The organism is Vibrio crassostreae (genome assembly GCF_024347415.1).
GTDB classification, from domain to species: Bacteria; Pseudomonadota; Gammaproteobacteria; order Enterobacterales; family Vibrionaceae; genus Vibrio; species Vibrio crassostreae.
The window spans coordinates 2,685,499-2,705,153 of the sequence record NZ_AP025476.1; the positions used below are offsets into that span (position 1 = coordinate 2,685,499).

A 19,655-nucleotide genomic window follows, 5' to 3' on the forward strand; every position below is an offset into this window, starting at 1 on the left:
AGCTCTAGTCTAGATAGAGCTTAATCAATACGCTCTAATCTATGCCAAGGATACGTTTTACTGGCTTAAAGCTCTTGCGGTAATGTTCGGTTACACCATGTTGCTCAATCGCTTCGAAATGCGCTTTGGTCGGGTAACCCTTATGTTTAGCAAAACCAAACTCTGGATGAAGTTTATCAAGCTCTTCCATCTCTTGGTCACGGACGACTTTTGCAATAATAGACGCCGCACTGATTTCAGCCACTCGCAAGTCACCTTTAACAATAGCCAGACCGTCCATTGGCAGTTCAGGAACACGGTTACCATCGATCAGTGCCATGTCAGGCTGAACGCTCAACCCAGCGATAGCGCGCTGCATAGCGACCATAGTTGCCTGTAGAATATTCAGCTCATCAATTTCTTGTGGCGAACAGCGACCAACAGACCACGCCAAGGCTTTCTCCTTGATTTCAGGAAGCAGAGCAAGACGCTTTTTCTCAGACAGTTTTTTTGAATCGTTTAAGCCTTCGATTGGATTATTTGGATCTAGGATAACCGCAGCAGTCACCACATCGCCTACCAATGGCCCACGACCTACTTCATCCACACCAGCAAACAACTGGTAGCCTTGCGGATATTCAAATGGAGGAAGCTCTTTTTTCTCTTTTACTGCCATGACAATTCTCTTTGTAACTTATAAGTCAGTGCTTTCTGAGGCTGCACTTTATGATTCAACAAACTCTCGACCAATCAATTTCAGTACTGCGTTGGCGGCTTGCTTATCAGCATCTTTACGAATCCAGTGATGCATCTCGGTAAAACGTTCGATCAATGCACTGTTGTCGGCTGATAGCATTTTGTCGACAGATGGGAACAAGAAGTCTGGGTGGCATTCCTCAAGAATATGCTCTTTCACGATCTCTTCACCAGCCAAAATATTCGGCAGTGATACGAAATCAGTGATTGCTAGCTTCTTCACAATGTAGCCTGTCAGCTTATTTACTTTGTAGCCAACGACCATTGGACGCTTCAGTAACATACACTCAAGAGCCACTGTGCCGGAAGCCAGAAGCACAGAGTCAGCAGCGGTAATCACGTTGGTTGCCGTATCTTCGACTAACGTGAATTCAAGCTCAGGCGCTGTTGTTTGCCAGATTTCGGTAAACTGTTTTTTACGCTGTTCATTCACGAGCGCAACAACAAAATTGATGTCAGGGTATTTTTGCTTAATGCGCTGGCACGTTTCGATAAATGGTTGAGCGATCAACCCCATCTCACCACCTCGACTGCCCGGCAATACGGCTAACCACTGTTTGTCTTGGTCTAAGCCTAACAGCTCACGTGCATCTTGTTTACTTGGTTCTAAAGGAATTGCGTCTGCCAGCGTGTGGCCAACAAATTCACAGGCAACGTTGTATTTATCGTAAAACGCTTTCTCGAATGGCAGGAAGGCCAAAACCAAGTCGGTTGCTTTGTCGATTTTAAAGATACGCTTGGGACGCCAAGCCCACACTGAAGGGCTCACGTAATGGACCGTTTTAATGCCTGCGTTCTTAAGATCAAGTTCAAGTCTTAGGTTGAAATCAGGTGCATCGATACCAACAAACACATCTGGTGGGTTTTGAGTGAAATACTTAACCAACTCTGCTTTTACTTTTAGCAGACGAGGTAAACGGCCAAGTACTTCAACTAAGCCCATGACAGCTAGCTCTTCCATCTCGAAAAGAGACTCACAACCAAGCGCCTTCATTTTGGGTCCGCCAATACCGACGAATTCAGCATTCGGGTACTGTGATTTGATTGCTTTGATAAAACCTTCACCAAGCGTATCACCAGAGAGTTCTCCGACAACGATACCTACCCGCAGAGGTTCATTCGAAACAAAGTCCGTGCTGTTGGTTGCTGCTTCTTGCTGTGCCATAGTTTTCCAATTCCCTTCTTGCCTAAAACAAAAAAGATCGCCTAATGATTAGCGATCTTTTTGTTATACCAATCTGATTAAGTAATTATTGTCATACTTGCGCGGATTGGTACACAACCACATCCAGTATTAACGAATAATACCGCGCTCAGAATTCTCTAGCATTTCTAGCATAGGAGCCACCGAAGTAAACTCTTTCGCCATTTCAACTAAAGCCGCTTTCGCTTCTTCAAGTGTTTTACCTGAACGGTATAACTCTTTGTACGCTTTCTGTAGTGCACGAATTTCTGGTTTTTCAAAACCGTTACGCTTCAAGCCCACTAGGTTCAGACCGAATGGAGCAGCATGGTTACCCTGTGCAAGTACGTACGGAAGTACATCTTGAACAACAGCAGAACAGCCGCCAATGTATGCGTAAGCACCAATTGAGCAGAATGGGTGAATCGCAGACAGTGCCATAACACCAGCGTAGTCGCCAACCGTCACGTGTCCGCCAAGAATAGCGTTGTTACCAATGTGAGTATGGTTACCAACAATAACATCGTGCGCTACGTGAGCATTAACACAAAGTAGGTTGTCATCACCAATTACAGTGGTTGCTTTGTCTTGAACCGTACCACGGTGGATTTGAACCGCTTCACGGATCACGTTGCGATCACCGATCACAACTGTTGTCTCTTCACCACCGTATTTCTTGTCTTGGTTTTCTTCACCAATAACAGCATGAGGGAAGATACGGTTTTCTTTACCAATGGTTGTATGACCTTTGATCACAACATGCGACATCACTTCAGTGTCGTCACCAATTGTCACGTTACCAGCAATGTAAGTGAAAGGCCCAACTGTCACGTTAGCACCGATAGTTACATCACCTTCGATTACTGCTGCCGGGTGAATTTTCGCTGTTTCATGAATCATATTAAAACTCTCTACGAGCACATTTAAGTTCAGCTGAACATACAACGTCGCCGTCAACTTTCGCTACACCGTTAAACGATGCAATGCCACGACGCTCTTTTAAGAATTCAACTTCGATAACCAGTTGGTCACCAGGTACGACTGGCTTACGGAATTTTGCTTTATCAACACTTGCAAAGTAGTAAAGTTCGTTGCCAGAAGGCGCACCAAAAGATTTAAATGCTAGAAGGCCTGTTGCTTGTGCCATTGCTTCTAAGATCAACACGCCTGGGAATACAGGAAGCTGAGGGAAGTGGCCTGTGAACTGAGGTTCGTTAACAGAGACATTCTTAATTGCGGTCAGTGTTTTTTCTTTTTCAAAGCTAGTCACACGATCAACCATTAAGAATGGGTAGCGATGAGGTAATAGTTCCTGAATTTCAGTAATGTTCATCGTTGTCTGTTCAGTAGTCAAAGTCGTATTCCTATGTATATTCTTTATTTAATTAGAAGGATTATAAACGAAAAAGACTCGCTATACGCGAGCCTTTTATTAGAAATGCTGGAATTATGATTCCGCGCTCTTCTCGATAAGTTTTTCAACGGTTTTCAAACGCTTGTTCATTTCATCAATACGATGAACACGCGTTGCTGTTTTACGCCAATCTTTGTTTGGCTGTAAAGGAATACCCGAAGAGTACATGCCTTTCTCAGTGATGCTGCGCATTACCATCCCCATACCGGTGATTGTAACGCCGTCAATGATTTCAATGTGACCATTAATCACACAGCCACCACCAATAATACAGTACTTACCTATCGTCGTGCTGCCAGCTACAATAGTACCACCCGCAAGGGCTGAACCATATCCGATGTGAACATTGTGAGCAATTTGAAGTTGATTATCTAAGATAACGTTATCTTCAATAATTGTGTCGTCTAATGCACCACGGTCGATGGTAGTACACGCGCCGATTTCTACGCGGTTACCGATACGAACTGAACCGACTTGTGGGATTTTAATCCACTCGCCTTTCTCGTTCGCATAACCAAAGCCATCAGAGCCGATAACCGTGCTTGATTGAATCAAACATGCTTCGCCAATCACAACTTCATGGTAAACACTTACGTTAGCCCATAGCTTAGTGCCAGAGCCAACTTTCGCGTTTTTACCAATAAAGCAACCAGCACCGATGATCACATCATCACCAAGTACCACACCAGACTCAATCACAGCATTTGCACCAATAGACACATTTTGTCCAATGGTCGCATCACTTGCAATCGAAGCTGAATCAGCAATAGCCGCAGCGGGTGCTGGAGTAGTATCAAGCGCTTGAGCAACTTTAGCAAAAGCAACGTAAGGGTCATTAACCACAATCACGTTCGTCTTACAAAGTTCACGCTCACTCTCTTTAACCATAATAGCGGATGCTTTACAGTCACCTAGGTGCTTGCTGTACTTTACGTTAGAAAGGAACGTAATGTTACCTTCTTGCGCTTTATCCATAGGAGCGACTGCTGAAACGGTACTAGTACCATCTCCGTGTAGCTCTCCCCCGGTAATCGTTGCCAATTCGGCTAAAGTTAGATTCTTCATAAAACTTATTTCAGTGCTTTAATTACTTTCTCAGAGATGTTGTATTCTGGCTTGCCGTATTGCAGAGCTTGAATATCAACGATCATATCGTAGCCTTCTTTCTCTGCAACTTTCGTTACAGCATCTTGAATCACTTTGAATAGCTTCTGCTTCTCTTGTGCTTCACGACGTTGGCTTGCTTTTTCTAGTGCTTGAGCTTTGATTTTGTACTTGCTGTCTAGTTGACCTACTTCGATACGTAGCTTTTCAACTTCGTCAGGACCTAGTAGCTCGCCATCACGCTTAAGCTTTTCAATCTTCGTTTTTGCTTCAGCTTGAATGCTCTGCAGCTCAGCTGCTTTGTCTTTGAACTCTTCCTGCATTTTTTGAAGAACAACTTCACGCTGAGGTAGAGCCTGGAATACTTGTGCAGTGTTTACATAACCCACTTTTTGCGCAGCTTCAGCAGCTGTTGCAAAGAAAGAAGAGCTAAGAACTACAAGGCCTAAACCTGCTGCTTTAATCATATTTTTCAAAATATTGTCCTTTAAATATTAGAAAGTTCTACCAATGGTAAATGTGAAGAATTCCTCATCATCACCTTCGTAAATTTTAACTGGTTTCGCTAGAGAGAAAACTAGTGGGCCCATCGGTGACATCCATTGAAGGGCTGCACCATAAGATGAACGGTAATTCGTTGGATCAGAGTAATCGTAGTAGTACTGGCCGCCACTATTAGGCGCGCCACGGTCTACAAATTCGGTATCCCATACACTAGCCATATCGAAGAAGACACTGGTACGAATCTGGCTGCGTGCTTCATCAGAAGCAAACGGCGTAGGTACAATTAACTCTAGACTTGCCAAAGCAACCGCGTTACCACCCACTGAATCATCAGTAGCAGTATCGTAGGTTGGGTTGTTACCTGTGCTGCTTCCGTAAACGGCTTTCGGGCCAGCCGAGTTAGAACCAAAACCACGTAGGGTTGTAAAACCACCTGCGTAGTAGTTCTCGTAGAATGGGAACAAGTTATCGTTACCATCCGTTTGACCATAACCATTACCATAGCCTAATCGGCCACGCATCAATAGTGTGAACTCATGCTTTTTGGTCAGCGGGATGTAATGTTTTACATCGTACTGCATTTTGAAGTACTGAGCATCAGAGCCTGGCACCGTCATTTTAGCGAAAGCACGTTGGTGGTTACCTTCTGTTGGGAAGAAACCACGGTTCAAGTTATTACGCGTCCAAGAGATATTGATATCGAAATCATCGGTTAAGATGTGCTCGTCACCATATTGGTCAATACTTCTCGCAAACTGTTCAACTTGGATATAAGTCGGAACGTTACCGATTTTGTTGTGTGTATAGCCAACACCAAACTCGATACGGTTCAGCTCATCCATAGGGAAACCCCATGTAAGGCTCGTACCGTAACTTTGGTTGGTATAGTCGACAATACCCGCTTCAGAGGCTTCGAATTCGTTGTAGAAGATCTTACCGCCTAGACTCACACCATCAAGGTTCCAGTATGGGTCACGGTAGTCTAAGCTCACGTTCTTTTGGTAATCGTTCATCATGGCACTTACGCCAACACGGTTACCAGAACCCGCAAAGTTGTCTTGTTGTAGGCCAACTTGGAAACTAACACCTGATTCCGTACCGTAGCCGACACCAAAGTTGATGCTGCCGGAGTTCGCTTCCTTAACGTTGTAAACCAAATCAACTTGGTCTTCACTACCAGGAACACGAACTGTTTGTACGTCAACCGTTTCAAAGAAACCTAAACGGTTAAGACGGCTCTTACCAGTATCAATTGACTTAGAGTTAAGCCAGCTGCCTTCCATTTGACGCATTTCACGACGAAGAACTTCATCTTTCGTTGAATTGTTACCCGTAAATCGAATGTCACGAACATAGATACGGCTGCCCGCTTCTACATTGATAACCAACGACACTTCTTTGGTCTCATCATTGAACTCTGGAATAGTACGAACTTGTGGGTACGCATAGCCAGATTCGCCAAGAATTCGTTTTACGTTCTCTTCTAAAGACGTTACCGATGAACCGTTATAAGTATCACCGTCTTCAAATGGCACTAACGCCTCAAAGTCAGCCTCACGGCCGATGAGCTCACCACGAAATGCGACATCTTTAACGGTATAAGCTTCGCCTTCATCAATACCAAGCGTGATATACACGCCTTTCTTATCTGGAGAGATCGCAACTTGAGTAGAATCTACCTTAAACTTAAGGTAACCACGGTCAAGGTAGTAAGATTTCAGCGCTTCGATATCACCAGCTAATACTTGCTTCTGGTATTTTTCATCCGCAAGGAAATTCCACCATGCAACATCAACGTTCAAGTTGAAACGACTGAGGAGTTCAGCGTCAGAGAAAACTTCGTTACCGATAAAGTTGATTTGCTGAATCTTAGCGGATACGCCTTCAGTAAACACAAACTTAAGGTCAGAACGGTTACGTGGCAAAGGCGTCACAACCGCTTTTACTGTCGCGTTGTACTTACCAACACTGTAGTAAAAATCTTCAAGGCCTTTCTCAATGTTACTCAGCGTCGTACGGTCAAGAGCCTCTCCTTCACGAACACCAGACGCATCTAGGTTCTGCTGAAGTTGCTCTTCTTTGATCGCTTTGTTACCCGAGAATGAAATGCTCGCGATGGTCGGTCGTTCTTTGACTTGAACAACTAAAACACCTTCATCGCGAAGGACTTTAACATCCTCAAAGTTACCCGAAGCATACAATGCACGAATGATCTCAGATACATCGCTTTCATCCACTTCATCGCCAATACGTACTGGCATTTTCAGTAGAGCCGCACCAAGTGCAACACGCTGTAAACCTTCGATCTTGATATCTTGAACTACAAAGTTTTGTGCTCCGTTCGCAGCCACACTAGTGGCCAATAGACTTGCGAACAGAATTTGCTTAATCGCCATACTTATTCTAATTATTCCTTGCTACTACCAATGCCTGTGAGAAACCATTCACAGACGAGTAAAATCGTTAAATATTGCCAGAGCCATCAATGAGAAGAGGATTGCCCCTCCCAATCTGTATCCCATTTCCTGAACTTTCTCAGGTACCGGTTTACGAGTAACGGCCTCAATAGCGAAAAACAGCAAATGTCCGCCATCAAGCATAGGCAGCGGAACCAAATTAATAATCCCTAAGTTAACACTAATCAGAGCCAAAAAGCCTAAGAAGTAAACCAAACCATAATCGGCGGTTGTACCTGCACCTTTCGCGATTGAAATAGGGCCACTCAAGTTGTTTAAGCCAACATCACCAACGATAAGCTTCTTAAGCATTGTCAGTGTCAAACCAATGATTTGACCTGTTTTATCAAATGCTTTTCCTACAGACTCAATTACACCAAATTGTAACTCAAAGCGATAATCTTCTGGCCATTCTGCGACTTCCGGAGCAATACCTGCATAGCCGATTGTCGAACCATCAGAAAGCTCTCGACTTTTTGGTGTCATAACCAATGACTGCTCAGCACCATTTCGCAATACGACCAAGTCCAAGGGTGTCATTGGATTTGCACGAATTAACTCAACAACCGACTGCCACTGTTCAATAGGTTGCCCGTTAATCTCAACAATTTTATCACCGGCTTCAAGACCTGCATCGTATGCAGCGCCATCATCAATGATTTGAGCCAGTACAGTCGATACCTCTGGAGAGTACGGTCTAAAACCCAGCGTTGTCATTGCAGATTCAGTTTCTGGGTTGAACGACCAGTCTGAAATATCCAATGTCATTTGTTGCTCAAAGCCGATGTCGTCTTGAGAAGCAACCGTCACTGTCATGGATTGATCACCAATGTGTGATATCAAACCCATATTGACTGATTCCCAATCTGCGGTTTTGATTCCTGAAATAGATTTAAGTTCCATCCCAGTTTCAATTCCGGCTTGTGCAGCAATAGATTGCGGAGTGACTTCACCGATTACAGGTTTAACCGCCGGCACGCCAATCAAAAATACTAGCCAATATGCAAAGACGGCAAAGATAAAGTTAAACGCAGGACCTGCACCCACAATCGCCGTTCTTTTCCACAATGGCTTCTTATCAAAAGCGTATTGTTGTTCGTCTTCAGAAAGGTCGTCAACACGACCATCAAGCATCTTAACGTAGCCGCCCAATGGAATGACTGACAAGCTGTATTCCGTACCATCACGGCCAACTTTGCTCCAGATTGATTTACCAAAACCAATCGAGAATTTCTCAACTTTCACACCACAGCGACGAGCAACCCAGAAATGTCCAAACTCATGAACAGCGACCAGAATGCCAAGCGCTACAATAAAGGATGCGAAGTTCCACAGAATTCCACTCATGCTAGCTGCTCTTTAATAAATTGATTGGCTAATTGACGAGACATATTATCTAGCTCGAGAAGGCTTTCCAAGCTATCTAAGCCCTCAGAGTTATGTTGTTCACATACTTTGCTCATAACATGTTCGTTAATGACAGCAATATCGGTAAACTTCACTCGATTATTCAAAAAAGCATCGACTGCAATTTCATTTGCTGCATTAATGGCTGTTGTCGCATGCTGACCTAAGTAGCACGCTTCAATCGCCAATCTCAAACACGGGTAACGACTAAAATCTGGTTCTAAGAAGGTAAGCTCGCCCACTTTCGTAAAGTCTAAAGGCTTAACACCCGCCTCGGTGCGATTAGGGTAAGACATCGTCAAAGCAATTGGCGTTGCCATGTCCGGCTCGCCCATTTGAGCCAGCACAGAGCCATCCTTGTACTGGACCATAGAGTGAATCACAGACTGCGGATGAATGATGACTTTTAACTGCTCCTGAGAAGCATTAAATAGCCATTTCGCTTCAATGTACTCTAGCCCTTTATTCATCATAGTCGCAGAATCGACAGAGATCTTAGGACCCATAGACCAGTTAGGGTGTGCAATTGCGCGTTCAGGAGTCACGGATTCGAGCTCAGCCACATCGGTATAACGGAAAGGACCACCAGAACCAGTCAGAAGAATATGGTTAATGCCGTTTTCTTCAAGGTCACAGCGGCCTAGTTTGGTTTGTACGTTCTGCGGAAGGCATTGGAAAATAGCATTATGCTCACTGTCGACAGGAAGTAGTTCTGCACCGTACTTTTCTACGGCGTCTATAAACAGCTGCCCAGACATCACCAAAGCTTCTTTGTTAGCAAGCAAGATACGCTTGCCCGCTTTAACCGCAGCCATCGTAGGAAGCAAGCCTGCTGCGCCAACAATCGCAGCCATAACAGTGTCAACTTCATCTAGGGAAGCAACCTGACACATGCCTTCAGTGTCTGAAAGCACTTGAATGCTTGGGTAATCCGCAGATAATATTTCAGTCAGCTGAGATGCAGCTTCAGGGCAAGCCATAGCAACATAGCTTGGTTGCCACTTTTCAACTAGCGCCAGCATCTTTTCAACATTCGAACCGGCAGCCAATGCCACGACCGAATAAAGGTCTGGGTTTTGCTCAACGACTTTTAGGGTACTTGCACCAATTGAGCCGGTAGCGCCAAGGATAGTTAGATTTCGCATCACATATGACCGTAGAAATGTAATAAAGGGCAGAATCACTGCCCTCTTTTATTAGAATGCTAAATAAAGCAGAGCAAAGACAGGGAATGCAGCCGTTAAGCTATCTATTCTATCAAGTATACCACCATGACCAGGAATCAGATTACTGCTGTCTTTCACCCCAGAAACACGTTTAAACATGCTTTCAACAAGGTCACCAAGAACAGAGATAACGACGGTCACAAGAGTAATAACAATCATGTGAAGAGGACTTGTGAATTGGATATCAAACAAGTCAGCAAAAATCCAAGCCACGATCACTGCAGTAATGATGCCGCCAATAAGACCTTCAATCGTTTTATTCGGGCTTACCTCTGGGGCCATTTTGCGCTTACCAAAACTCTTCCCTGAAAAATAAGCACCGCTATCCGCTGCCCAAACGAGCAAACAAACAAACATAACCAATTTTGCACCGTGGTAGGGATCAACATCGATACCGTTAGCACGCAGGATAACCACACTCCAGAAGAATGGCAGCAGAGTCAGCACACCAAAAGCGTGACGAAGAAGAGAAGAGTCTTTCCATGCAGGCATAGACTTAGGATAAGTCACGGCCATACCACTCGCGATTACCCACCAAATTGAGCCAATCGTTAGAATGGAGTAGTGAGCAATAGACAAGTTATTAAGGCTAAATGCATCAAAAGGGATAAAAGCAAAACTTGCGGCACTGACTACAACCGTTGGAATCAACGCTAAATAACGCGATTTGCTTTCAACAAACTGAGTCCACTCCCAAAAACCTAATAGCGAGATTACCGCTAATGAAAGAATAAATGTAGGAAGTGATAACTCGAAAATGCCTAGAATAACTAGGGGAGCTAAAATCAACGCCGTAATAATTCGTTGTTTCAAACCAAAAAATCCTTATTAACTGTCCATCAGAGCTTTAATTTGCTCACCAGTGCATCCAAAACGACGTTCACGGTTTACAAACCAAGTCACAGCTTCTACTAAGCTGTCCTCATTAAAGTCTGGCCAGAATTGTTCAGTGAAATACATTTCGGCGTAAGCCAACTGCCAAAGCATAAAATTACTAATGCGGCATTCACCACTGGTACGGATAAGTAGATCGACTTCAGGAATATCTGCCATCGTCAGGTGCTGTGTAATCATAGCTTCATCAATGTCATCTACATTAATATCACCAGACTTTACCTGTTGAGCAATAGAGGTCATTGCTTGCTGAATATCCCACTTACCGCCATAGTTAGCCGCAATATTAATAACCATACCGGTATTAGTGCTAGTCAAAGCTTCCGCTTCTTCTATCTTCTTTTGTAGTCGATCATTGAAACGACTTTTATCACCAATAACACGCAGTTGTAGATTATTTTTATGAAGCTTTTTTACTTCACTCGACAGCACTGAAATAAACAGTTCCATCAAGATACCGACTTCTTCTTCAGGGCGACGCCAGTTTTCGCTACTAAATGCAAAAAGAGTAACGGCTTTGATGCCAAGTCTGGCTGCAGAAGAGATGGTTTTACGAACGGCTTGAACACCGTTTTTATGGCCAAAGACGCGAGGCTTGCCCTGAGCTTTTGCCCAGCGACCATTACCATCCATAATGATAGCAATGTGTTTAGGAAGAGAGTCTGTGAACGCTTGAGAATTATGCATAAAAGAGTGAATCAAATTCTAATAGTCGAACAGAGTAGCATAAAAAAACGCTGCACCGTGAGTACAGCGTTTTTCCGGAAAGAAAAGAATAGGGGAAATTAAACTTCCATCAACTCTTTTTCTTTAACAGCTAGAACTTCGTCTACGTTCTTAACCGCAGCGTCAGTTAGCTTTTGAATTTCGTCTTGTGCTTTACGATCTTCATCTTCAGAGATTTCTTTATCTTTAAGAAGTGCTTTTAGATCGCCATTCGCGTCACGACGGATATTACGGATAGCAACACGGCCACCTTCAGCTTCGCCACGAACGATTTTAACTAGGTCTTTACGACGCTCTTCCGTTAGCGGGGGAAGTGGAACACGGATAACTGTGCCAGCAGACATAGGGTTTAGGCCTAGGTCAGATGTCAGAATTGCTTTTTCAACTAGAGGAGTCAGTGTTTTATCAAACACTGTAATAGCTAGTGTACGTGCATCTTCAGCGATAACGTTAGCTACTTGAGTCAAAGGCGTTGGAGCACCGTAGTACTCAACAGTAAGACCAGAAAGTAGGCTTGGGTGCGCACGACCTGTACGAATCTTTTGCAGGCTGTTTTTTAGTGCATCAACACTTTTTACCATGCGCTCTTGAGCGTCTTTTTTGATTTCGTTAATCACAATTTCACCTTGATTATGTTCTTTCTTCAAGAAAGCTTTTTATTTGGAGTGATAAGGATAAGCTTACCAAGGTATAACACCTCAGTAAGCCCGAAAAATTAGTCAGCGTCGCTGATTAATGTACCTTCAGTTTCACCCATAACCACGCGACGTAGTGCGCCTGGTTTATTCATGTTAAATACACGGATTGGCATTTTGTGATCACGTGCTAGCGTAAATGCAGCCAAGTCCATTACTTTAAGTTCTTTATCAAGAACCGTGTTGTAAGACAACGTATCATACAACTCTGCGTCTGGGTTTGCTACAGGGTCAGAAGTAAATACACCATCTACTTTTGTCGCTTTTAGAACTACGTCAGCTTCGATTTCGATACCACGTAGACATGCAGCAGAATCTGTAGTGAAGAATGGGTTACCAGTACCAGCAGAGAAGATCACAACGCGACCTTGACGCAGTTGGCTGATTGCATCTGCCCAGTTGTAGTCGTCACACACACCTTTAAGAGGGATTGCTGACATTACACGTGCGTTTACGTAAGCGCGGTGTAGAGCATCACGCATCGCAAGGCCGTTCATTACCGTTGCAAGCATACCCATGTGGTCACCAACAACGCGGTTCATACCTGCTTCTGCAAGGCCAGCGCCACGGAACAGGTTACCGCCACCGATTACAACGCCCACTTGAACACCTAGTTCAACCAATTCTTTTACTTCTTGAGCCATACGATCAAGGATCGTCGGGTCAATACCAAAACCTTCTTCGCCTTGTAATGCTTCACCGCTAAGTTTTAACAGAATACGTTGATACGCTGGTTTAGGGTTCGTAGTCATGGAGTTTACCTTCCAAAGAGTTGATGATTAACAGTCATGGATAAAAACTGATTAGCTCAGTTTGCATTCATAACAGCTAAAAAATAATTCACTATTCATAAAAAGACCGCAGCATTTGCCACGGTCTCTTTTCAAACAATACGCTAAGGATTAACCTTTTTGTACCGCTGCAACTTCGTCAGCAAAGCTCATTTCAGCTGCTTTCTCGATGCCTTCACCAACTTCTAGACGTACGAAGTTAGATACTGAAGCGCCTTTCTCTTTAAGGATAGCGCCAACAGTTTGCTTAGGCTCCATGATGAAAGCTTGACCAGTTAGAGAGATTTCGCCCGTGAATTTCTTCATACGGCCAACAACCATTTTCTCTGCGATTTCAGCTGGTTTGCCTTCGTTCATAGCGATTTCAACTTGAACTGCTTTTTCTTTCTCAACTACGTCTGCAGGTACGTCTTCTGGGTTTAGGAACTCAGGACGTGATGCAGCAACGTGCATTGCAACGTGCTTAAGAGTTTCAGCTTCGCCTTCACCAGCAACAACAACACCGATTTTCTCGCCGTGACGGTAAGAAGCTAGTGCAACACCTTCAACGAATTGTACGCGACGGATGTTGATGTTTTCACCGATTTTAGTTACTAGTGCGATACGCGCTTCTTCAAATTTAGCTTGAAGATCAGCGATTTCTAGACGTTCTGCTAGAGCAACTTCAGCAACTTCGTTAGCGAATGCAAGGAAACCTGCATCTTTAGCTACGAAATCAGTTTGGCAGTTAACTTCAAGAAGAGCAGCTGCGCCGTTTGCTTCTTTGATGATGATTGCGCCTTCAGCAGCAACGTTACCAGCTTTCTTAGCTGCTTTTGCTGCGCCAGATTTACGCATGTTTTCAATTGCTAGCTCGATGTCGCCTTCAGCAGCAACAAGCGCTTTTTTACATTCCATCATGCCCGCAGCTGTGCGTTCACGAAGTTCTTTAACTAGAGCTGCAGTTACAGTTGCCATTCTCTATTCCTCAGTAAATTCTAAAAAAGATAAAAAACAGGGGCCTAATTAATTGGCCCCTGATATTGACTGTATTCAGTCCGTTAAGCCACCGATTATGACCGCTTAATATGAACTAAATATGGCTCAGAGCCGCTATTATTCAGCTTCTACAAAACCGTCTTTTTCAGCAGCTACAGCAGCAACATCTTTGTTGCGACCTTCTTTAACCGCGTCTGCAGCAGCGTTTAGGTAAAGCTGTACTGCACGGATTGCATCATCGTTACCTGGGATAACGAAGTCAACGCCGTCTGGGTTAGAGTTAGTATCAACTACAGCGTAAACTGGGATACCTAGGTTGTTTGCTTCTTTAACTGCGATGTGTTCGTGATCAGCATCGATTACGAATAGAGCGTCTGGAAGGCCGCCCATGTTCTTGATACCACCAAGAGATTTCTCTAGCTTCTCCATTTCGCGAGTACGCATTAGAGCTTCTTTCTTAGTAAGCTTGTCGAAAGTACCGTCTTGAGCTTGCGCTTCAAGTTCTTTCAGACGCTTGATAGACTGACGAACAGTTTTGTAGTTCGTTAGCATACCGCCTAACCAGCGGTTGTTAACGTAGAACTGGTTGCTGTTGATAGCAGCTTCTTTAACAGCTTCAGATGCAGCGCGCTTAGTACCAACAAAAAGAACTTTACCTTTCTTCTCGCCAACTTTAGCGATTTCAGCTAGAGCGTCGTTGAACATTGGTACAGTTTTTTCTAGGTTGATGATATGTACTTTGTTACGAGCACCAAAGATGAATGGCTTCATTTTTGGGTTCCAGTAACGAGTTTGGTGACCGAAGTGAACACCAGCTTTAAGCATATCGCGCATTGATACAGTTGCCATTTTAAAATCCTCTATGGGGTTAGGCCTCCACATCCCCCATGAATCCGACCCCTAACAACTAACCACTTTTCAGCCGTTATCTGTGTTGTTGAGGCACCCCGGAACATGTGTCGGAATGTGTGTGATTTAAAGAAATAAGTTAGTGGACACAAAGCTTGTTTCGCCTATTGGAGAAAACAGTCCTGATGTCCGGCGCGCTTTATACCATATTTTGTCTATCTATGGCTAGAAAAAAATCTAAAAATGGCGACTGCTATACTGATCCCTATCGGCGAAATTTACCTATAAATAGTGTCGCTATTCATTCACTTCTATCTCAATAGACCGGACGTAAACCACTCAGGTTGAGTAGTATCCACCAGCATTGTATGGATATGGGAATGTTGCGCTAAAATGCTGCACTGATAGAATAGCCCCAATATGCACACTTAGGTGCTACCAAATTAAGAGATATGCAATGGCTGTAAAAATTAAAACTGCTGAAGAAATTGAAAAAATGCGCGTCGCCGGCAAGCTGGCGTCGGAGATTCTAGAGATGATTGAACCTCATATCCAAGTAGGTACAACGACAGAAGAGCTAAACCAAATCTGTCATGAGTACGCTACGGAAAGAGGCGCATACTCAGCACCACTTGATTATCACGGTTTCCCTAAGTCAATCTGTACCTCTATCAACCACATTGTGTGCCACGGTATTCCAGCATCACAAGATGAGACTGGCAGCACAGGTCAATTCAAACCTGCGGTACTAAAAGATGGTGACATTCTTAACGTTGATATCACAGTAATCATCCCTGATGACGAAAACGCAGACTTAAGCGTTCGTCCACAAGGCTACCACGGTGACACATCTAAGATGTTTCTTGTGGGTGAAGTTTCACCAGCAAACAAGCGTCTATGCATGGTTGCTCAAGAAGCACTTTACGAAGGCATGCGCCAAGTGAAACCTGGTGTTCAACTTGGCCAAATCGGCACTGCTATCGAGAAGTACATCAAAACAAACAACAAGAATAACCCACGCGCTAAGTTCTCTATTGTCAAAGATTACTGTGGTCACGGTATTGGTTCTGAGTTCCACGAAGATCCACAAGTGGTTCACTACAAGAACAGCGACCGTACAGTGCTGAAAGCAGGCATGTGTTTCACTATCGAGCCAATGATCAACGCGGGTAAGTTTGGCTGCCGTCTTGATGACCAAGATAGCTGGACAGTATACACAGCAGACAGCAAAAACTCGGCGCAGTGGGAACACACACTGGTAGTGACAGATACAGGTTGTGAAGTACTAACACTACGCAGCGACGATACGATTCCACGTATCATGAAAAACGCTTAGTTCATCAAACTGAACACATCAGCCTTTTAAAAATATCCTCGCCTTGTCGAGGATATTTTTTTATCCACTCAATTTCGACTTTCCACCAGCTTCTGTTAAATTGTTTACTATTCTCATTTGCTTGCACGGATAGCAGACCATATGCCTTATCAATGCCCTCTTACGTTCAATGACGAACAAATTGAAATCTGCGAATTAAAAAATCAGCTCGAGATCTTCACGCAGTATCAAAAAAATGAATTCCTGAATCATCATCCAGTTACCGACTTAGTGTTGCTACGCTCCGAATACATGGATTTACTTCTCAATCGTTTATGGGAGCATTTCGGATTCAATAAACTGCCTCATATCTCACTTGTCGCAGTGGGTGGTTATGGTCGTGGTGAACTCCACCCCTTGTCCGACATTGATATCCTTATCGTCTCGCAAAAAACATTGCCACCAGCACTTGGCGAAAAAGTCAGCCAGTTCATCACCCTACTCTGGGATTTGAGACTCGAAGTTGGTCACGCGGTACGTACCATTGCCGAATGTCTTGATATCGGTATTGATGATTTAACCGTTGCAACCAACCTGCAAGAGTCTCGATTGCTGTGTGGTAGTGAAGACACTTTTCAAGAACTAAAGCTGAAAATTCATTCCGATTCATTTTGGCCAAGTGAAACCTTCTACAAGGCTAAGATTCAAGAACAAAGAGAACGTCATGCTCGCTACCACGACACCACTTACAATCTAGAGCCGGACATTAAATCGACTCCAGGTGGACTCAGAGACATCCATACCCTGAGCTGGGTAGCGCGTCGCCACTTCGGTGCGACCTCTTTGTTAGAGATGAGCAAGTACGGTTTTCTAACCGATGCTGAGTATCGTGAGTTAGTTGAGTGCCAAGATTTCTTATGGCGTGTTCGTTTTGCACTGCACATAGAGCTGCGCCGTTACGACAACCGCCTCACCTTTGCCCACCAAGCTCAAGTCGCTGAACATTTGGGTTATACTGGCGAAGGTAACCGTGGCGTTGAGATGATGATGAAAGAGTTCTACCGAACACTTCGTCGCGTTGCCGAGCTCAACAAAATGCTGCTTAAATTGTTCGATCAAGCAATCATCAATGGTGGCCAGACTCAAGACGCTGAGATTCTCGACAACGACTTCCAGCGCCGTGGCTCACTGATCGAAGCGCGCAAGCCAGCTCTATTCCAAGCTAGACCAGAAACGATTCTCGATATGTTTATCCATATCGCTAATGACTCGACTATCGAAGGGGTAAGCCCACCAACATTGCGACAACTGCGAACGGCACGTCGCCGATTAAACCGCTTCCTGCATACTATTCCTGAAGCTCGTGACAAGTTCATGGATCTAGTTCGCCACCCAAATGCACTACACAAAGCCTTTAGCTTAATGCATAAGCTAGGCGTGCTCTCAGCGTACTTACCACAGTGGAGCCAGATCGTTGGCCAGATGCAGTTTGACCTATTCCACGTATACACTGTGGATGAGCACAGTATTCGCCTGCTCAAGCACATTAACCGTTTTGGCCAAATTGAGAACCACGACAAGCACCCTATCTGTTGTGAAGTTTACCCACGCGTACAGAAGAAAGAGCTGCTGATTCTGGCGGCTATCTTCCACGACATCGGCAAAGGCCGCGGTGGAGACCACTCAGAGATTGGTGCTGTTGAAGCATACTCTTTCTGTATTGAACACGGGTTATCAAAACCTGAAGCCAAGCAAGTCGCGTGGTTGGTACAGAATCACCTGTTGATGTCTGTAACCGCTCAACGCCGTGACATCTACGACCCAGATGTAATCACTGAATTCGCAAAGAAGGTCCGTGATGAAGAATCACTAGAGCTACTGGTTTGTTTAACCGTTGCCGATATCTGTGCAACTAACCCAGAGCTATGGAACAGCTGGAAGCGAACGCTGTTAGCGGAGCTATTCCACTCTACTCAGCGAGCACTACGCCGCGGATTAGAAAACCCTGTCGATGTCAGAGATCGTATTCGTCATAACCAACAAATGGCGTCAGCTTTGCTGCGTAAAGAGGGATTCACCGCTCGTGAAATTGAAGTGTTATGGCAACGCTTCAAAGCCGACTACTTCTTACGCCACACACACAAACAAATCGCTTGGCACTGTGAGCACCTACTTCGCCTAGAAGACCCAAGCCAACCACTCGTACTGATCAGCAAAAAAGCGACACGTGGTGGTACAGAAGTATTCGTTTACTGTAGAGACCAAGCGGCACTGTTTGCGACCGTGGTTGCAGAGCTCGACAGACGCAACTTTAACGTTCATGACGCGCAGGTCATGGTCAGCAAAGATGGCCATGTTTTAGATACCTTTATCGTACTAGACCAACATGGTGAAGCGATCGATGAAGCCAGACACAAAGCCGTTGCCAAGCATCTGACTCATGTACTGGCTGATGGTCGTCCAACTAAGATCAAGACACGTCGCACACCTCGTAACTTACAGCACTTCAAGGTGAAGACTCTGGTTGAATTCCTACCAACCAAGAGCAAAAAACGCACCTTAATGGAGTTGAGAGCTCTAGACACGCCAGGGTTGTTGGCTCAAGTCGGTGCTACCTTTGCGGAGCTAGGTATCAACTTGCACGGTGCGAAAATCACCACCATAGGTGAGCGAGCTGAGGATTTGTTTATTCTGACCAGTGAAGCAGGAGGAAGGCTTTCTGAAGAGCAAGAACAAGCGCTAAGAGAAAGGCTAACCGAGCATGTTTCGGAACTCGCTCCTTAGAAGTCGAATTAAGTCTGAGGGCAGCTTTAATAGCCAAATAAGTGTGGGTAAAGATAGAGAGCGATCTTGCCCACAACTTACAATCAATTCACAGATATCAACTATCTAGCTCGTCGTTAGGCTGCTACATTGATCAAGTCAATTACATAAAAGTATTACATTCATAACCTAGAGGTCGCTTATGTATCCAAACCTCACTGGCTTAGGTATCCACGAACCTAAACAGATTGAACGTTATTCCCTTCGCCAAGAAGCTCATAAAGATATCCTGAAAATTTACTTTCGTAAGCAGAAAGGTGAACTGTTCGCAAAAAGCGTTAAGTTTAAATACCCACGACAAGTGAAAAGTGTGCTTGTTAGCGGTGGCAATAATCAATACAAAGAAGTGACCGAGATTAACCGCAACCTCACTCTTGTAATTGATGAACTCAACAAGATAACCAAACCGACGCCAACAGCTGAGGTGGATGTGAAGCAGAAGATCCTTACCGACTTACGCCATCTAGAGAAAGTGGTATCAAGTAAGATCGCTGAGATCGAAGCCGATCTAGAAAAGCTAAAATGATCCCACGATTAACGACGAACTAGTCAACA

At 44.4% G+C, this 19,655-nt stretch carries 18 protein-coding genes; 3 read left to right on the forward strand and 15 right to left on the reverse strand.

The genetic code is table 11. From position 1 onward, the window contains the following. Window positions 1-34: 34 nt before the first annotated feature. From rnhB to rpsB, 15 genes are all read right to left on the reverse strand, one after another. The gene (gene rnhB / locus OC193_RS11915; RefSeq protein ID WP_048664587.1) at window positions 35-655 is read right to left on the reverse strand and encodes a ribonuclease HII; all 621 of its coding nucleotides are present in this window, start codon (window positions 653-655) and stop codon (window positions 35-37) included. Between the two features lie 48 nt (window positions 656-703). After that, window positions 704-1,900 (reverse strand): lipid-A-disaccharide synthase, encoded by a 1,197-nt coding sequence (gene lpxB / locus OC193_RS11920; protein ID WP_048664585.1) that lies wholly within the window; start codon window positions 1,898-1,900, stop codon window positions 704-706. A gap of 129 nt (window positions 1,901-2,029) precedes the next feature. Next, window positions 2,030-2,818, reverse strand: a complete 789-nt coding sequence (gene lpxA / locus OC193_RS11925) for an acyl-ACP--UDP-N-acetylglucosamine O-acyltransferase (RefSeq protein ID WP_048606664.1) — start codon at window positions 2,816-2,818, stop codon at window positions 2,030-2,032. 1 nt (window position 2,819) lies between these two features. Further along, window positions 2,820-3,272 carry a 3-hydroxyacyl-ACP dehydratase FabZ gene (gene fabZ, locus OC193_RS11930; protein WP_048661224.1) on the reverse strand — a complete coding sequence of 151 codons (453 nt, stop codon included), beginning with the start codon at window positions 3,270-3,272 and terminating at the stop codon, window positions 2,820-2,822. A 93-nt stretch (window positions 3,273-3,365) separates the two neighbouring features. Continuing rightward, window positions 3,366-4,397, reverse strand: a complete 1,032-nt coding sequence (lpxD, locus tag OC193_RS11935) for a UDP-3-O-(3-hydroxymyristoyl)glucosamine N-acyltransferase (RefSeq protein ID WP_048664584.1) — start codon at window positions 4,395-4,397, stop codon at window positions 3,366-3,368. Between the two features lie 5 nt (window positions 4,398-4,402). Next, on the reverse strand, window positions 4,403-4,903 hold the full coding sequence (locus tag OC193_RS11940) for an OmpH family outer membrane protein (protein WP_017056311.1): 501 nt from the start codon (window positions 4,901-4,903) through the stop codon (window positions 4,403-4,405). A 27-nt stretch (window positions 4,904-4,930) separates the two neighbouring features. Further along, entirely contained in the window at window positions 4,931-7,336 is a 2,406-nt protein-coding gene (bamA, locus tag OC193_RS11945) for an outer membrane protein assembly factor BamA (RefSeq protein ID WP_048661222.1), read from the reverse strand. A 48-nt stretch (window positions 7,337-7,384) separates the two neighbouring features. Beyond that, on the reverse strand, window positions 7,385-8,743 hold the full coding sequence (rseP, locus tag OC193_RS11950) for a sigma E protease regulator RseP (protein ID WP_048664583.1): 1,359 nt from the start codon (window positions 8,741-8,743) through the stop codon (window positions 7,385-7,387). Then, a complete protein-coding gene (gene ispC / locus OC193_RS11955) occupies window positions 8,740-9,948 on the reverse strand; it encodes a 1-deoxy-D-xylulose-5-phosphate reductoisomerase (RefSeq protein WP_048664581.1) in 1,209 nt (402 codons plus the stop codon). Before ispC ends, rseP begins: the two co-directional genes overlap by 4 nt. 51 nt (window positions 9,949-9,999) lie before the next feature. Then, window positions 10,000-10,842, reverse strand: a complete 843-nt coding sequence (locus tag OC193_RS11960; RefSeq protein WP_048664580.1) for a phosphatidate cytidylyltransferase — start codon at window positions 10,840-10,842, stop codon at window positions 10,000-10,002. Between the two features lie 15 nt (window positions 10,843-10,857). After that, window positions 10,858-11,610: an isoprenyl transferase gene (locus tag OC193_RS11965; protein ID WP_017063364.1), complete on the reverse strand. Its 753-nt coding sequence runs from the start codon at window positions 11,608-11,610 to the stop codon at window positions 10,858-10,860. 98 nt (window positions 11,611-11,708) lie between these two features. Continuing rightward, a complete protein-coding gene (gene frr, locus OC193_RS11970) occupies window positions 11,709-12,266 on the reverse strand; it encodes a ribosome recycling factor (protein ID WP_017060741.1) in 558 nt (185 codons plus the stop codon). 98 nt (window positions 12,267-12,364) lie between these two features. Further along, entirely contained in the window at window positions 12,365-13,096 is a 732-nt protein-coding gene (pyrH, locus tag OC193_RS11975) for a UMP kinase (RefSeq protein WP_017630771.1), read from the reverse strand. Window positions 13,097-13,246: 150 nt separating this feature from the next. Beyond that, a complete protein-coding gene (gene tsf / locus OC193_RS11980) occupies window positions 13,247-14,092 on the reverse strand; it encodes a translation elongation factor Ts (RefSeq protein ID WP_048606678.1) in 846 nt (281 codons plus the stop codon). Between the two features lie 138 nt (window positions 14,093-14,230). After that, window positions 14,231-14,962, reverse strand: a complete 732-nt coding sequence (gene rpsB, locus OC193_RS11985) for a 30S ribosomal protein S2 (protein WP_009847420.1) — start codon at window positions 14,960-14,962, stop codon at window positions 14,231-14,233. Window positions 14,963-15,419: 457 nt separating this feature from the next. Between rpsB and map the strand changes: the two genes are divergently transcribed. From map to OC193_RS12000, 3 genes are all read left to right on the forward strand, one after another. Beyond that, the gene (map, locus tag OC193_RS11990) at window positions 15,420-16,298 is read left to right on the forward strand and encodes a type I methionyl aminopeptidase (RefSeq protein WP_048661217.1); all 879 of its coding nucleotides are present in this window, start codon (window positions 15,420-15,422) and stop codon (window positions 16,296-16,298) included. A gap of 141 nt (window positions 16,299-16,439) precedes the next feature. After that, entirely contained in the window at window positions 16,440-19,061 is a 2,622-nt protein-coding gene (gene glnD, locus OC193_RS11995) for a bifunctional uridylyltransferase/uridylyl-removing protein GlnD (RefSeq protein WP_048661216.1), read from the forward strand. Window positions 19,062-19,242: 181 nt separating this feature from the next. Then, window positions 19,243-19,626: a DUF3461 family protein gene (locus OC193_RS12000; RefSeq protein ID WP_004734354.1), complete on the forward strand. Its 384-nt coding sequence runs from the start codon at window positions 19,243-19,245 to the stop codon at window positions 19,624-19,626. The last annotated feature ends 29 nt before the right edge of the window (window positions 19,627-19,655 follow it).

Excerpts from the sequence above, each read along its gene's own strand:
- OC193_RS11965 (WP_017063364.1), bottom strand. The coding sequence starts at position 11,610 with ATGCATAATTCTCAAGCGTTCACAGACTCTCTTCCTAAACACATTGCT.
- rnhB (WP_048664587.1), bottom strand. The coding sequence starts at position 655 with ATGGCAGTAAAAGAGAAAAAAGAGCTTCCTCCATTTGAATATCCGCAA.
- ispC (WP_048664581.1), bottom strand. The coding sequence starts at position 9,948 with ATGCGAAATCTAACTATCCTTGGCGCTACCGGCTCAATTGGTGCAAGT.
- lpxB (WP_048664585.1), bottom strand. The coding sequence starts at position 1,900 with ATGGCACAGCAAGAAGCAGCAACCAACAGCACGGACTTTGTTTCGAAT.
- rseP (WP_048664583.1), bottom strand. The coding sequence starts at position 8,743 with ATGAGTGGAATTCTGTGGAACTTCGCATCCTTTATTGTAGCGCTTGGC.
- tsf (WP_048606678.1), bottom strand. The coding sequence starts at position 14,092 with ATGGCAACTGTAACTGCAGCTCTAGTTAAAGAACTTCGTGAACGCACA.
- lpxD (WP_048664584.1), bottom strand. The coding sequence starts at position 4,397 with ATGAAGAATCTAACTTTAGCCGAATTGGCAACGATTACCGGGGGAGAG.
- lpxA (WP_048606664.1), bottom strand. The coding sequence starts at position 2,818 with ATGATTCATGAAACAGCGAAAATTCACCCGGCAGCAGTAATCGAAGGT.
- rpsB (WP_009847420.1), bottom strand. The coding sequence starts at position 14,962 with ATGGCAACTGTATCAATGCGCGATATGCTTAAAGCTGGTGTTCACTTC.
- pyrH (WP_017630771.1), bottom strand. The coding sequence starts at position 13,096 with ATGACTACGAACCCTAAACCAGCGTATCAACGTATTCTGTTAAAACTT.
- OC193_RS12000 (WP_004734354.1), top strand. The coding sequence starts at position 19,243 with ATGTATCCAAACCTCACTGGCTTAGGTATCCACGAACCTAAACAGATT.
- glnD (WP_048661216.1), top strand. The coding sequence starts at position 16,440 with ATGCCTTATCAATGCCCTCTTACGTTCAATGACGAACAAATTGAAATC.
- map (WP_048661217.1), top strand. The coding sequence starts at position 15,420 with ATGGCTGTAAAAATTAAAACTGCTGAAGAAATTGAAAAAATGCGCGTC.
- bamA (WP_048661222.1), bottom strand. The coding sequence starts at position 7,336 with ATGGCGATTAAGCAAATTCTGTTCGCAAGTCTATTGGCCACTAGTGTG.
- OC193_RS11940 (WP_017056311.1), bottom strand. The coding sequence starts at position 4,903 with ATGATTAAAGCAGCAGGTTTAGGCCTTGTAGTTCTTAGCTCTTCTTTC.